Origin of the sequence: Clostridium sp. AM27-28 (genome assembly GCF_003480955.1) — a bacterium.
GTDB classification, from domain to species: Bacteria; Bacillota; Clostridia; order Lachnospirales; family Lachnospiraceae; genus Otoolea; species Otoolea fessa.
The window spans coordinates 94,195-109,737 of the sequence record NZ_QUJT01000003.1 but is presented as its reverse complement, the minus strand read 5'-3'; the positions used below and the strand labels follow the sequence as shown (position 1 = coordinate 109,737).

At 51.1% G+C, this 15,543-nt stretch carries 12 protein-coding genes; all 12 read left to right on the top strand.

Translation table 11 applies throughout. The annotated features are described in order from the left end of the window. The first annotated feature begins 121 nt into the window (after positions 1 to 121). Entirely contained in the window at positions 122 to 1,414 is a 1,293-nt protein-coding gene (locus DW720_RS05010) for an efflux RND transporter periplasmic adaptor subunit (protein ID WP_243099702.1), read from the top strand. Positions 1,415 to 1,433: 19 nt separating this feature from the next. Further along, positions 1,434 to 4,442 carry an efflux RND transporter permease subunit gene (locus DW720_RS05005; RefSeq protein ID WP_118749314.1) on the top strand — a complete coding sequence of 1,003 codons (3,009 nt, stop codon included), beginning with the start codon at positions 1,434 to 1,436 and terminating at the stop codon, positions 4,440 to 4,442. A gap of 57 nt (positions 4,443 to 4,499) precedes the next feature. Next, positions 4,500 to 5,690 carry a TolC family protein gene (locus tag DW720_RS05000; RefSeq protein WP_243099701.1) on the top strand — a complete coding sequence of 397 codons (1,191 nt, stop codon included), beginning with the start codon at positions 4,500 to 4,502 and terminating at the stop codon, positions 5,688 to 5,690. A gap of 14 nt (positions 5,691 to 5,704) precedes the next feature. Continuing rightward, on the top strand, positions 5,705 to 7,081 hold the full coding sequence (locus DW720_RS04995; RefSeq protein WP_118749313.1) for a TolC family protein: 1,377 nt from the start codon (positions 5,705 to 5,707) through the stop codon (positions 7,079 to 7,081). A gap of 265 nt (positions 7,082 to 7,346) precedes the next feature. Next, on the top strand, positions 7,347 to 8,489 hold the full coding sequence (gene cobT / locus DW720_RS04990; protein WP_118749312.1) for a nicotinate-nucleotide--dimethylbenzimidazole phosphoribosyltransferase: 1,143 nt from the start codon (positions 7,347 to 7,349) through the stop codon (positions 8,487 to 8,489). Positions 8,490 to 8,576: 87 nt separating this feature from the next. Then, positions 8,577 to 9,218 (top strand): bifunctional adenosylcobinamide kinase/adenosylcobinamide-phosphate guanylyltransferase, encoded by a 642-nt coding sequence (locus DW720_RS04985; RefSeq protein WP_118749311.1) that lies wholly within the window; start codon positions 8,577 to 8,579, stop codon positions 9,216 to 9,218. 71 nt (positions 9,219 to 9,289) lie between these two features. Continuing rightward, entirely contained in the window at positions 9,290 to 10,075 is a 786-nt protein-coding gene (locus DW720_RS04980) for an adenosylcobinamide-GDP ribazoletransferase (RefSeq protein WP_118749310.1), read from the top strand. 15 nt (positions 10,076 to 10,090) lie between these two features. Beyond that, positions 10,091 to 10,549 carry a bifunctional adenosylcobinamide kinase/adenosylcobinamide-phosphate guanylyltransferase gene (locus DW720_RS04975; RefSeq protein ID WP_118472659.1) on the top strand — a complete coding sequence of 153 codons (459 nt, stop codon included), beginning with the start codon at positions 10,091 to 10,093 and terminating at the stop codon, positions 10,547 to 10,549. 23 nt (positions 10,550 to 10,572) lie between these two features. Next, positions 10,573 to 11,589 (top strand): adenosylcobinamide-phosphate synthase CbiB, encoded by a 1,017-nt coding sequence (gene cbiB, locus DW720_RS04970; protein ID WP_243099700.1) that lies wholly within the window; start codon positions 10,573 to 10,575, stop codon positions 11,587 to 11,589. Between the two features lie 152 nt (positions 11,590 to 11,741). Next, positions 11,742 to 12,929 carry an aminotransferase class I/II-fold pyridoxal phosphate-dependent enzyme gene (locus DW720_RS04965; RefSeq protein WP_118749308.1) on the top strand — a complete coding sequence of 396 codons (1,188 nt, stop codon included), beginning with the start codon at positions 11,742 to 11,744 and terminating at the stop codon, positions 12,927 to 12,929. 289 nt (positions 12,930 to 13,218) lie between these two features. Beyond that, positions 13,219 to 14,832 (top strand): cobyric acid synthase, encoded by a 1,614-nt coding sequence (locus DW720_RS04960; RefSeq protein WP_106999939.1) that lies wholly within the window; start codon positions 13,219 to 13,221, stop codon positions 14,830 to 14,832. Positions 14,833 to 14,848: 16 nt separating this feature from the next. Continuing rightward, positions 14,849 to 15,484 (top strand): precorrin-8X methylmutase, encoded by a 636-nt coding sequence (locus DW720_RS04955; RefSeq protein ID WP_107000405.1) that lies wholly within the window; start codon positions 14,849 to 14,851, stop codon positions 15,482 to 15,484. Positions 15,485 to 15,543 lie beyond the last annotated feature (59 nt).

Below are 15,543 nucleotides of genomic sequence, written 5' to 3'. Positions count from 1 at the left end.
AACGGTGCAACACATTTTTTTCATGGTTCGTTTACATTCAGTTTATATGTAGTTGAAACTCGTTTAAAAATGGGATGTTATACTAGGGACAATTAGGAAAAACCAGAAAGGAATATGCGAAATGAGTAAACTATCTTCTCTGATGGAAGCGGCAAAGCAGAATAAAAAGAAAACAGCCATCATCGCGGTGGTGGTGCTGATCGTACTTACGGCGCTTTTTATGCGCTTCAAGGGCGGCAGCAAAGGAGGTCCAGGCGGCGGTCCGGGAGGTCCGGGCGGCATGCAGGACACGCAGATGGACAATGTGGCGACGGTTGCGGCTGAGAATCCAAAGATCGGAACGATCGAGCGGACAACCAGCACATCCGGTACTGTCGAGGCATCGGACGTTGTCTATGTCTATGCGAAGGCATCCGGCGATGTGACGGGTGTCAACGTCAGCGTCGGTGATATGGTAACAGCGGGTCAGCTTCTCTGTACGATCAATACCGAACAGGTTGAGACGGCGAAAAATGCGATGGACTCCGCCTCTGTTAACCTGACCGAGGCACAGAGCAATTTAAGCCGTATGCAGCTTCTTTATCAGGGAGGAGATATTTCTGATCAGGAATGGGAGCAGTACCAGAACCAGGCGAAGACGGCACAGTTAAATTATGAATCGGCAAAATTAAACTACGACCGTCAGGTGGAATACAGTTCCGTGACCGCACCGATCTCCGGCAAGATTGAGACGATGGATATTGATGTATATGATCATGTCAACCAGCAGGCGCAGCTCTGCGTTATCTCCGGTGAGGGAGATAAACGGGTATCGTTCTTCGTATCCGAGCGTGTTATGAGCAACTTAAACCAGGGCGACGCGATGACGATTGTAAAAGATGGAACAACTTATGATGGTGTGATTACCGATGTCAGCAGCATGGCGGACGAGAGCAACGGTCTGTTTAAGATAAAGGCAGAGCTGCCGGAGGCGAACAGCCTTTCAACGGGAAGTACTGTCAAGGTAACAGTAACTTCTGAGCGTGCAGAGAATGTCATGACCGTGCCGGTAGATGCAATCTACTATGATAACGGCGTTGGAAATGTCTATGTTTACCAGGACGGAACGGTACATAAAGTGGAAGTCGAAGTGGGGCTTTATAATACAGAGCTGGCGGAGATCAAGTCGGGGCTGACGGCAGATGATCTCGTCATCAGTACATGGAGTTCCCAGCTTTATGAGGGTTCAACTGTTAACTTAAAGGGTGAAGAAACAGATGCGGCAGCAGCGGATGAAGCTGGAAACCAGAAAGCCGATGCCCCGGCAGGCTCTGAAAATGGACAGAAAGCGGGCGCTCCGGCAGATGGCGGAAACGATCAGCCTGCGGGTGGTGCAGGTGCTCCGAACGATGCAAAAAATGGACAGAAACAGTAGGACGGGAGGAATGTAAGACATGGGAGTAACGAAATATATCCTGAAACATCCGGTTACTACTGTCATGGCTCTGTTGTGTCTGGTTGTATTCGGTATTTCATCGGTCTTTTCGGCAAAGCTGGAGCAGATGCCGGATATGGAGACGCCGATGCTGATTATCATGGCAAATTATTCAGGCGCAGGACCGGAGGATATCAGCGAGCTGGTAACCGAACCGATCGAGGATGCGATCGGCACGCTAGAGGGCGTGGACACGATTTCCTCCACATCGAGCGATGGACGTTCGATGGTCATGCTTCAGTACGATTACGGCACCGATATGGATGAGGCGTATGACAACTTAAAGCAGAAACTGGACAATATCCAGCGGGAGCTGCCGGATGATGTGGAACCGAGCGTTATGTCGATGAACTCCAATCAAGGAGACAGCATGATGCTTTCGATTGCACATAAGACGCAGACAAACCTCTACGATTATGTGGATCAGAAGATAGTACCTGAATTAGAGCGAATTTCTTCAATTGCAAACATTGAGACGCGAGGCGGTTCTTCTAAGTATGTCAGCATTGAATTACAGTCTGAAAAAATGGATCAGTACAATCTGACCATGCAGGATGTTGCGAGTGCGATCAGCGATGCAAACGTGGCATCCCCGTCGGGTGAGGCAGATGCCGGAAACCTGGAGCTTTCCGTTACTACCTCCTTAAAAACAGAACAGGTAAATGAGCTGCAGGATATTCCAATCAAGACGCCGGCAGGACAGATTATTTCTCTGTCGGATGTGGCAAATGTGTATGAGGCAACGAAAGACCGGGGCGGCATTTCCCGTTACAACGGTCAGGAGACGATCTCCATTTCGATTCAGAAGCAGCAGGACAGCACAGATATGGAAGTGTCCTCGGCTGTAAAAGAGAAAATTGAAGAATTGATGGCAGATGATTCGGATCTGACGATCACGGTTGCAAATGATACATCTGACACGATTCTTGATTCCTTAAAAGACGTAGCAGAGACAATGGTTCTGGCGGTTATCATCTCCATGCTCATCATTTTCCTGTTCTTTGGCGATTATAAGGCGTCCTTGATCGTCGGAAGTTCCATTCCGACTTCGATTTTGATGTCCTTGATTGCGATCACGATGGCAGGATTTTCGTTGAACGTTATCACGATGAGTGCGCTGGTACTCGGCGTCGGCATGATGGTCGATAACTCGATCGTTGTACTGGAGAGCTGTTTCCGTGCAACGGCGGAGCAGGAAGACAAGGGGGCGCTTGGCTATTTTTCGGCAGCGCTTCACGGAACCGGCATTGTCATCAACTCGATCATCGGTTCGACGATCACGACCTGTGTCGTATTCCTGCCGCTGGCATTCTTAAACGGTATGACCGGACAGATGTTCAAACCGCTGGGATTCACGATCGTGTTCTGTATGTCGGCGTCCCTGCTTTCTGCGATGACGGTGGTTCCACTGTGCTATTTGTTCTACAAACCGAGCGAGGCGAAGCGCGCCCTGATGGGACGTCCGATTGAACGTTTACAGAAATGGTACCGCGGCATCATGGACCGTCTGTTAAACCACAAGGCGATGGTTATGGGATTTTCGGTTCTGGTACTTGTACTGACGGTAATTCTGGCGAGCGGAATGCAGACGGAGCTGATGACATCGGATGATACCGGTACGGTCAGCGTCAGCATAGAGACGCGTCCGGGGCTGAAACAGGAAAAGATCGAGGAAGCGCTGGCAGAAGCGGAGGCGATTGTTTCCGCGAGCGACCAGGTTGATTCGTACATGCTGCGTTACAACGGAGACAGCGGCGAGATCAGTGCCTATCTGAAAGATGACCGTACCATGAAAACAGACGATGTAGCCGATCAGTGGCAGAAAGAGATGGATAACATTGCAAACTGTACGATCGACGTATCGGCATCGACTTCCATGAGCTTCATGGGAAGACAGCGCGGCTATGAAGTGATTCTTCACGGCACGCAGTATGATGAATTAAAAGAAGTTAGTGATAAGATTGTCAAGGAAATGACAGCAAGAACGGATGTCATCAACATCCATTCCAGTATTGAGAATAATGCACCGATCATTACCCTGAAGATTGATCCGGTCATGGCAAAGGCGTATGGACTCACGGCTTCCAGTATCGGAACGACGATCAACCAGATGTTGAGCGGTATCGACGCGACGACACTTAAAATTGACGGCGAGGACATTACGGTAACGGTTGAGTATCCGGAGGGCGAGTACGAGACAGTTGATAACATAAAAGATATTATTTTGACGGGAACAAACGGACAGAAGGTGGCACTGACCGATGTGGCAAATGTCGTATTTGAGGACAGTCCGGCTTCGATTTCCAGAACCGACGGTGCATATGAGATCACAATCTCTGCCGATTACACCGGTGATAATGTACAGCAGCAAATCAACAGTGAGGTAATTACTCCGAACTTAAGCGGTACAATCAGCATTGGGCAGAACAGCCGTGACCGTATGATGAAGAGTGAGTTCAGCTCCCTGTACCGCGCGATTGCGATTGCAGTATTCCTGGTATTCGTTGTCATGGCGGCACAGTTTGAGTCTGTGAAGTTTTCCATCATGGTTATGACGACCATCCCGTTCAGTTTGGTTGGTTCCTTCGGATTACTGAAGCTGACCGGCGTCAGCATCAGTATGACGTCCCTGCTTGGCTTCCTGATTCTGGTCGGAACTGTTGTAAATAACGGTATTCTCTACGTGGATACGGTCAACCAGTATCGCTCCACGATGGATCTGCGGACAGCGCTCATCGAGGCAGGTGCGACCCGTATCCGACCGATTCTGATGACAAGTATGACAACCATCCTCTCGATGATTCCGATGGCACTGGCAATCGGAAGCAGCGGTTCCACGACACAGGGTCTGGCGATCGTAGATATCGGCGGTCTGAGCGCAGGTGTGATTGTCGCGCTCTTCATGGTTCCAGTATATTACGCACTGCTGAGCCGGAAACCGAAGGAAGAGATACCGGACATAGATTAATTGGAAACAGAATAGGATAATTGTTAAAATCAGATATATCGGAATGGAGTGACATACATGAATCGAAATAAAAAAATATGTCTGAAGCATCGGATGGCGGCCGGTGCAGTAGCCTGCTCACTGGGGCTTTTCCTGGCGGCAGGTGTGCCGGTTCAGGCATTGGCAGCCAGCCCGCAATTTGCATATTCCACAGAAAAATGGGCTTCGCTGCAGGATGATAAGCTCGAGTTTGATGAGATTGCTGACTTGATCCATGAGTACAACAGCACGGTGGAGAAGAACCAGATCGAGTACAAGGATTATCAGGGCAAAGACAGCAATGAGATCGCGCAGGAATATTATGACGCGGCAGATGAGATCGAGAGCAGTATCGAGTACCCGGATTCAGATGATGCGAATTATGGTTCCGCACTGGCAGCAGCACAGAGAAGCGAGGCTTCCGCGACCCAGATGCGCGAGCAGGGCGATAATAACGTCGATGATGCGAATGTTAAGGCGTGGGGGTATACGCAGACCGAGAAATCGTTGGTACAGCAGGCGCAGAACCTGATGATCCAGTACTGGAATGCCCAGGAAAACTTAAAGAGTGTGCAGAACCAGGTGTCCAAGGCAGAAAAAGACTATGAGACGGCAAATTTAAAGCTTTCATCCGGAAGCGCGACCCAGACGGATGTGCTGGATGCCAAGGAGACTCTTTTAAAGGCGCAGGCGTCCATCACGACGGCGGAGAGCAATATTGCATCGACGAAGGAATCCCTGTGCCAGATGCTTGGATGGAAATATGGCGCATCAGTAGAAATCGGTGCATTACCGGACCCGCAGGAACAGATGAGTGCATCGGTCAACCTCGAAGAGGACATTGCGAAAGCACAGGAAAATAATTATCAGTTAAAGATTCTGGCACGTCAGGTCAACAATGCGATGACAAGCACCCTTAAAGAGCAGTACCAGACAACTCTGACCAGCGGAAAGGAGGCAGTCAAGTCGAATGTCCAGTCGGCTTATCAGAATCTGAAGCTGTCTGAGGCACAGTATGAACAGGCAAAACGCAGCCTTGAATTAGAAGAAAAGACGAAACAGACCAACGACCGCAAGCTGGCAGCCGGACTTATCAGCCAGAACGCATACCAGAGCGCAACCTATTCCTATGAATCGGCATCCATGGCAAAAGAGACGGCAGCGATGTCGCTTCTCCAGGCGCAGCTCGCCTACCAGTGGGCGGTGGGCGGCCTGGCATCCACGCAGTAGAAAGGGGTGGGCGGATGATGCGAAATCTGAAAGGAAAATGGATGAACGCGGAAGCTGGGACAGAGCAAAAGATGCGCAAGGGGCAAGAAAGAGACCGAAGCGGTGCAAGTGCTTTGGATGTGCATCTGGACGGTTATAATGTGAAACGAATCGGAAAAAGCAGATTGAGTCGTTCGATCGGAATTGCCCTGGCGGCTTGTATTCTTGTATCGAGCCCGGCGCAGGCGGCGAAAACGCCTTTGATTTCCGGCACAGAAAGTGATTCAGACAGCGAGGCAGATGGTCCGGCGCTGGAAGATGGCACCATAACCGAAAACAGCGCAGACAACACGATCGCCAGCCAGTCCGGCTCCTATACGGAGGAACAGCTCGCGGATTCTGTGATAGAGTACGGGGAACTGGAGGCGCTGGTGCGGCGCGGCAATGGAACGGCTGTCAGCGCCGATTACAGTTATCAGGACAGCCTTGCCGTCTACCAGGAAGCCTACGATGCGATGATTTCCGGTGCCCGGGATATGAACTATAAAGCAGATGAGCTCGAAGATGCGGGCGGAGATGAGGCACTGATCGGCACCTATGAGCGAAATGCACAAACGCTGTCGATGGCAGCGAAGCAGTATAAAAAGTCGCTCACTTCCTTAAATTCGGCGTCAAGCCGTGCGTCCAGAAACCGGACGGTCTGGCAGGTCGTAAAGACCGCACAGATCCAGTGGGGCACCTGCCGGCAGCTTCAGGACGAGGTGGAGGCGGCTGCCAAGACGGCAGAGAACTATCAGGCGCAGGCAGATCGCAAAGAGCGGGAACTGGCAGCGGGGCTTTGCACGGAGACGGATCTGCTGCAGGCTCAGAAAAACCTGCTAAGCGCCCAGACAGCATTACAATCCACGACCGATCAGGCAAATAAGGCGCTGCGCCAGCTTGCCATTTTACTTGGAAAGAGCGGAACTTCTATTACGCTGGGGGAAATTCCAGCCGTATCGGCAACGGAACTGGCTTCTATGAATCTGGATGCGGACCGCGCGGCAGCTGTCATTGCAAATTCCAGTGTCAAATCAGCTAGACGATCCTCCGCAACCGGAGATGCGGCGCGCCAGCTGCGCCACCAGCAGATCGAGGAAGCCGAGAGCGCCGCAAGCGCCTCAGCGGATGAGCAGTACGCTGAGATAGCGGCATTAAGCCTAGAACGTGACGCGGCGCAGGCAGCCTACCAGTCTGCCGAAAAAACATACGGCGCCACCCAGATTAAGTATCAGTCCGGTGCGATTAATAAAGCAACGTATTTACAGGGTGAGGCGTCTTATCTGCAGAAAAAAGCAGAACTAGAGACTGCCGAGATTTCCCTGCGGACGGCGTATGATGCGTATGAGTGGATGTTGAAAGGGGTTGCGTGAGGATTAAGTGATTGCGTTTCCTAAGATTGTATGTTTTGTATGGATACGTGAAATGGAATTTTATAAGATGGGTTTGAAAAAGGATGTGCCAAGGCACATTCTTTTTCATGCTTTCGGTGTGAGAACAAATTTGTATTTGCGTATTGTTCCGGTCAATGGTACAATCATAGGCGGAATTTTGAACCGGTAAACGATAGACTGAAAGGGTACGCCCGTTCACGGACCCATGGAAAAGGCCGGAAATGAAAACGGGAGGAACATATAGATGCAGCAGGAGAATATGAAGACATTGGAATCCCTGGAAGATTTTCGGCATTTTTCGGAAAAAGAGCTGGAAATACGGTTTGACCAGCTTAAGAAACAGATTGTACCAGCGGACAAGACAATCCGGGAGCAGGCAGAAAAGCATTGGGGGCATGTGGCAAAACCGCTTGGCAGTCTGGGAGTCCTGGAGGAAGATATTGTGCGGGCGGCGGCAGCGCAGGGGGAGGAAGTGCCAGACTTCTCCAAGCGTGCGCTTTTAATTTTTTGCGCAGATAATGGGGTAGTCGAAGAAGGAGTATCACAGACCGGGCAGGAGGTTACGGCGGCAGTTGTTTCGAATATGACACGCGGGAGGAGCTGTTCCTGCCTGATGGCAGAAAAGGCAGAGACAGATGTGTTTCCGATCGATATGGGAATTGCCTGTGAGGTAGAACATCGGGGAGAACTTCATCCCCTAACGGAACGGAAAATCCGCCGTGGAACTTCCAATTTTACAAAAGCAGCAGCGATGACGCGCCAGGAGGTGTTGACAGCCATTTTGACGGGAATCGATGCAGTGCGTGTGCTGAAGGAGCAGGGGTACCGCTTGTCTGCAGTGGGTGAAATGGGGATCGGCAATACGACGACCAGCAGTGCGGTCGCATCGGTTCTGCTGCAAAAGGATCCAGAACTTGTCACTGGAGCTGGGGCGGGTTTAGATTCGGCTGGATTGAAACGGAAAACGGAGGCAATCCGGCGTGGAATCGGACTGCATCACCCGGATCCCATGGATGGCATGGAGGTATTGCAAAAGGTAGGCGGATTCGATCTGGCGGCGATGGCAGGTGCTTTTTTGGGCGGTGCCATCTATCATGTTCCGGTTGTGATTGACGGGGTTATCGCGGCAGCTGCGGCGGCAGCTGCTGGAAGAATTGCACCGGCAGCGAAGGACTATATGCTGGCAGCCCATGTATCGGCGGAACCGGCGTCTATCTGGCTGCTTGATTTGATAGGAGTAACTCCGGCTATCCAGGCGGGACTTCGACTCGGAGAAGGTACAGGGGCGCTGGCGCTGTTTCCACTGCTGGATATGGCGCTGTCCATTTACCGGGATATGGATACGTTTGCGGAGATGGAAATAGAGGAATATAAGCCGCTGGTGTGATGAGATATACGGATTAAAACATTTTTTGCGTATGTTTTTAAAGCATGGAAACTGCTGCAATTCGGTGAAAAAGAGGATAAATGAACGATGTTATATATAGTTACAGGCGGCAGTGGCAGCGGTAAGTCTGAATATGCCGAACAGACTGCCGTGCAGTGCCGGAACAGGAACGGTGGGACACTCTGGTATCTGGCGACGATGCGGATTTGGGATGATGAAGGCAGAAAACGGGTGGAGCGCCATCGGCGGATGCGCGCGGCAAAAGGGTTTGAGACGATTGAGCGGTATACGGGGTTAGAAACATTAGAATTAGAGGAGAGATTCGAAGAGTCCAATTCGGCTGGTTTGGACGCTGAACAGGAAAACGATAGTTTGAAGCGCTGGGAGTCCTGCCGAGTGGCACAAAAACCAGTGCTTCTCCTTGAATGTATGTCCAACCTTGTCCTCAATGAATTTTATGCTCAGGAAAATGGTGCGCAAGAGCGGATTCTGCAAGGAATAAAACACTTGCAAAACCAGTGCCATGACCTTATCATTGTAACGAATGAGATCTTTTCGGACGGTGTGACGTATGATCTGGAATCGGAGCGGTACATAGAGCTTCTGGGACGGATCAACCGGGAACTGGGACAGATGGCGGATTCGGTGACGGAAGTGGTGTATGGAATTCCGATTGCGGTGTCAACACCTGTTTTTGCAGCCGATGAAAGGACAAAAGATGTAGGGTAGTCAGTGAGTGGAACAGAGCGGAATGCCTGCTAAAGTTATGGTTGCCAGAATAGAGTCAGGGGGATCGAAGATTGAATCTGATAGGAAGTTTTGTCATTGCATTTTCCATGTATTCACGCATTCCGATGCCGCGCATGGACTGGACGGAAGAGCGGATGCGCTATGCGCTCTGTTTTTTCCCGCTGATCGGGGCGGTGATCGGGGTGGTAGAGATAGCCGCGTTTGCGCTCTGTGAAATTTTGGGTGCTGGAGTTTTGTTCCGGACCTGCCTGTTGACGGCGGTTCCACTATTGATTACTGGTGGAATCCATATGGACGGGTATCTCGATGTGACGGATGCGCGCCATTCCTACGGCGAGCGGGAAAAAAAGCTGGCGATTTTAAAAGATCCACATACGGGGGCGTTTGCGATCATCGGTCTGGGGCTGTACCTGCTTCTCTATGCGGGGGCAGTTTCTGAGCTTGTGGGAGCAGATGTGTGGCTGCTGCCGGGGGCGCTTATGCTGGAACGCGCCTGCAGCGGCTATTCGGTGGTGGCATTTCCAAAGGCGAAAAAGGACGGGCTTGCCGCTGAATTTTCCAGAAGTGCCGAGACAAAGGTTGTTCGCGTGAGTATGGCAGTTTTAGCAGTGTTGGCGATCAGCTGGATGATTTACTGGGGACATCTGCGCGGCGCTCTGGCAGCCTTAACAGCACTTGCGACTTTCGTTTGTTATTATCGTTTTTCCATGCGGGAATTTGGCGGCATCAACGGCGATCTGGCAGGGCATTTTCTGCAGAGCTGCGAGCGGAATGTGGTGCTGGTGCTGGCGGCGATGCGGCTGGCAGGTACGTGCCTGCGATTTTTGAATTTTTAAGCGAGGAAAACCAGAATGATTTTTATAATTGGCGGCAGGGAACAAGGAAAGACAGCGTATGCGATGAAATTGTGGGAAAAACGTACTTTGGAACGGAGGAAAACAAAAGACTTATCCACCGTTCTGAATCGATCGAAAAATCCAGAAGCGTGTAGAGTTACGGCACGCATCGCGGACGGGAGATTAGAAACGGACGAACAGACGATCATGCAGGCGGATCTGATCACGCATTTTGAACTGTTTGTGAGGCGTGAGATGGAAGCTGGGCGCGATCCATACGTGTTTGCAGAACGCCTGATGCAGGAAAATCCGGATGCATTCGTGACGGCGGATGAAATCGGCTGCGGCATTGTGCCGATGGAAGCATTTGAGCGCGATTATCGGGAGACAGACGGGCGCATTTGCCAGCGGATCGCCGCATATTCGGAGGAAGTGCACCGGGTTATCTGCGGTCTGGGAATGCGGATCAAATAAAAGAATAGTTGGGAGTAGACAAAATGACAGCAATCAGTAAAGTATTGACAGGAATGATAGAAGGTAGAATGGTCGGATATCACTTAGCTGCGATTCTGGCAGGTTATCTTCTGGATCTGTGCCTGGGTGATCCGCATTCGATGCCGCATCCGGTCCGGGCGATCGGAAATCTGATTGTGTGGCTGGAAAAATATTTGCGTCCAGCTGGAAAAAAGCATGCAACGGAACGGGGGGAACGCCGCGCGGGCGTTCTTTTTGTGTGTCTGGTGCTGCTTGTGACAGGCAGTGTGGCAGGCGCAATCCTCTGGATTTCCCGTCTGGGCGGCATCTGGATTCAGACAGTAGTCGAGGCGGTCATGACTTACTATCTGCTGGCGGCGCGCTCCCTGCGGGATGAGAGCATGGCGGTCTGCCGGAAGCTGGAGGCGGGAGAGATCGAGGAAGCCCGCTATGCAGTGTCGATGATTGTCGGGCGCGATACGAAACCTCTTTCAGAGGCGGGGATCGCACGGGCGGCAGTTGAGACGGTAGCGGAAAATGCGTCGGATGGAGTGATTGCGCCTTTGTTTTATCTGGCGATCGGAGGTCCGCTTCTTGGCTGGCTGTACAAGGCAGTCAACACGATGGATTCGATGGTCGGATATAAAAATGACAGATATCTGCATTTTGGACGCGCGGCAGCAAAACTGGACGATCTGGTAAACCTGATTCCGTCGCGTCTGGCAGCGCTTTTATTGATAGTCTCTGCATACCTTTTACGATATGACGGAAAGAATGCTTACCGTATCTGGCGGCGTGATCGCCGGAACCACAAAAGCCCCAATTCCGCGCAGACCGAGTCGGCATGCGCCGGCGCGCTGGGCTTGCGACTGGCGGGCGATGCCTGGTATTTCGGCAAGTTAGTTCCGAAGCCATATATCGGTGATGAGATACACCCGATTGAACCGCAGGACATCCGCCGGGTCAACCGCCTGATGTATGGAGCGGCGGGAATCATGGGACTTCTGGCATTGGTGATGCGGGCCGTGATTTTGTTTTGATAAGGGAATTTTAACAAAGAAGAATATAAAAAAGGAAAAAAATCCAAATAATGAAACAATCAAACAGATAAAAATATCAAAAACAGAACGAAGGAAAGAGTAACCAGATAAAGAATACACAAAAAAGAGGGAACAACAGGGAGGAAGCATCTATGCCATACACGCACGGCGGCGATATTTACGGTGATGCAGCCGTAGAGTTAGATTTTTCAGTCAATACAAATCGTCTTGGAATGCCGCAGGCTGTCCGTGATGCTGTGATGGCATCGGCGGCTGCTTGGGAACAATATCCGGATGCTTTATGCCGGAAGCAGCGGCGTGCAGCGGCTGCTTTTTATGAGGCAGACGGCACGCCGATTCCGGAGGACTGGCTCGTGTTTGGAAACGGTGCTTCGGATATTTTATATGCAGTTGTCTCAGCGATTCGGCCCAAACAGGCGATTTTGCTGGCACCGGGATTTTCGGAGTATGAGCAGGCGCTTCGGATGTGCGGCTGCGAGATCCGGTGGCTTCATTTAAAGGATGAAAATGGATTTTCCCTGGAGAGTGCGAGGGAAGAATTGTATGCCATGCTTTGCGATGGCTCCGGGGATGCATCGAAGATAGATTCGGTCCCAACTTTATCCTCTAAACGTGAAAACGTCTGGGAAAAAATTTTGATTCTCGGAAATCCCAATAACCCGACAGGGCGCGCCATTTCAGCCACCGAGCTGGAAAGGTTGGCACAGGTCTGCCGGGAAACACATACCTGGCTTATGCTGGACGAGTGTTTTCAGTGGTTTTTGGATACACGGAGAGAATGTTCGTTTGTTGGAAATTTGTTAAATGGTGTTGGAGATCACGTTATCCTCTTAAATGCCTTGACCAAAATCTGCTCAATGGCAGGCCTTCGCCTGGGCTATGGCATCATCTCCAATGCCGGACTCCGGGAACGCCTCGAGAAGTTCCGCCAGCCGTGGAGTGTCTCGGCTCCGGCACAGGCGGGCGGGGTGGCGGCATTTGCGGTACTGGCGGATCATTCAGAAGGAAATCTGCTGGAATGGACGGTTAAATCTTTGCAGACGGAACGTCCGCGGCTGGCGGAAAAACTGGAAGAACTGGGATTTATCGTTTATCCGTCCCAGACAAATTATCTGTTGTTCCGTTCGCCGGATGAGGATTCGCGCGATTACAAACAGGGTTGTTTAGAGCATGGCATTTTGATTCGCGCCTGTGAGAATTTTGAGGGGCTGAACCGTCATTATTACCGGGTGGCGGTGCGGAACCGGGGAGAAAATGAAAGGTTGATAAATATTTTGAAAGAGGTACAATCTGAAGAAAAACACAATGTGAATTTGTAATATAAAACGAACCCGTAACTGTTCAGTAGGTCTGCGCATTTACTGCGCTGACCGTACGAAAACATGGGCCAGCAGGCAAAAATCCCATTGCCGTAGGCAATTTTTAATGGATTATTGCGCGTGACTGTGAAGGTACTGAACAGTTACACGAACCCATAAAATAGCCTCTGTCATTTGAAAGGACAAATGGCAGAAAAATAGTTTCGGTTAAGCACAAAATAGCTTCGAATTAAATAGCTTTGAGCAACCATTATTTGGTAAGACACTCAAAAATAAGGAGGATTTCACCGTGGCAAAAGCAATCATGATACAGGGAACGATGTCCAATGCGGGAAAAAGCCTGCTGGCGGCGGGACTCTGCCGGATTTTCAAGCAGGACGGCTATCGCGTGGCGCCGTTTAAATCGCAGAATATGGCGCTGAACTCCTATATTACCAGCGAGGGATTGGAAATGGGACGTGCACAGGTAGTGCAGGCGCAGGCGGCGGGCTGTGAGCCATCGGTGGACATGAATCCGATTCTCTTAAAGCCATCCAGCGATGTCGGTTCTCAGGTGATCGTGCGCGGTGTCCCGATCGGCACAATGCCCGCGAAGGAATATTTCAAGTATAAAAAGCAGCTAATCCCGGAAATCAAGAAAGCGTTTCAGCACTTGTCCGAACAGTACGATATCATCGTGATTGAGGGCGCCGGCAGCCCGGCGGAGATCAACTTAAAATCGGATGATATCGTGAACATGGGAATGGCGCGCATGGCGGGTGCGCCGGTGCTGCTTGCCGGGGACATCGACCGGGGCGGTGTGTTTGCACAGCTCTATGGAACGGTAGCGCTTCTGGAACCGGATGAACAGGCGATGGTAAAGGGGCTTATCATCAACAAATTCCGCGGCGATAAGACGATCCTGGATCCAGGTGTTGAGATGATCGAGAAATTATGCAAGATTCCGGTGGTCGGCGTTGTTCCGTACATGGACGTGGATATCGAGGACGAGGATAGCTTAAGCAGCCGCCTTTCATCCACAGGGCGGAATAATACCCTTAAACAGGAAAACGAGTCATCTGAAAAACATGTAGAGGCATGGATCGACATTGCAGCCATCCGCTTTCCGCGTTTATCCAATTTCACTGATCTGAACGTCTTTGACCCGATCCCCGGCGTTTCGGTGCGTTATGTGAGCCGCCTGTCTGAGCTGGGACGACCGGATCTGATTGTTCTTCCGGGAACGAAGAATACGATCGAGGATCTGCTCTGGATGCGGCAGAATGGTCTGGAAGCGGCAGTTTTAAAGAAAGCAGCCGGAGGAACGCCGATCTGGGGCATCTGCGGCGGCTATCAGATGATGGGACAGACGCTGTCAGATCAGGAAGGAACCGAGGCGGGTGTGCCTGGGCGTACGATCTCCGGTATGGGACTTCTGCCGTTACAGACACAGTTTCAGGAAGAAAAGACCAGGACACAGGTCAAGGGATGTTTCGGGACGGTCAGCGGTATCTTTTCCGGGCTTTCGGGGATGGAGGCGGAAGGATATGAAATACATATGGGAGAGACATCATCGGTCGGCGGTGATATTGTTAAGAACGTGATCAAGGAGCAGGAAAAAGCCGTAAATCATAGTTTATTGAAACTCAGGGAAGAACAGGCGGGAAACCACACTGAAAAACAGGATGGCTGCTGCCGGGACAACCTTTACGGCACTTACGTCCACGGCATTTTTGACAAGGCAGAGGTGGCGGAGACGATTGTCTGTGCGCTGATGAAAGAAAAAGGAATGGAGCCGGAAGTCGGCGGATTATCGTTTGATTATGAGAAATACCGGGAAGAGCAGTACAACCGGCTGGCAGACACGATGCGGAAGTACTTGGATATGGAAGCAATTTACCGGATTCTGGAAGAGGGAGTGTAGATAGATGGATGAGAAAATGAAAGAACTCAGTCAGGTATTGCCGTCGGAGATCGAGGCGAGAAGTTTTGAGATTATCACCGAGGAGCTGGGGGAACGGACATTTCCGGAGAAAGAAGCACCAATTGTGAAACGCGTGATTCACACGACAGCCGACTTTGAGTACGCAGATTCGCTTGTATTTTCACCGGGCGCAGTCGATAAGGCGTTGGAAGCCCTGAAAAATGGGGCGTGCATCGTGACTGATACGAATATGGGAAAATCCGGCATCAACAAGCGCGCGCTTGCGTCGCTGGGCGGCGAGGTCTACTGTTTTATGGCGGACGAGGATGTCGCGAAGAAGGCGGCAGCGTCCGGGACCACCCGTGCGGTTGCCAGCATGGACAAGGCGGCAGAAATGGGAAAAGACTGTATTTTTGCAGTTGGGAATGCACCGACCGCGCTGGTGCGTCTGTACGAGTTGATTCAGGAGGGAAAAATCCACCCGAAGCTCATCATCGGCGTGCCGGTCGGCTTTGTCAATGTCGTGCCGTCCAAGGAATTGATTATATCCCTGCCGGACACTCCTTATATTGTGGCAAGAGGCAGAAAAGGCGGCAGCAATGTAGCCGCCGCGATCTGCAATGCATTGATTTATCAGTTGACGCGCAAATAAGATGTGATGGTGTTAAATCTGCGGTATTAAAATGTACATGGATGCATTCTCAAAAGATA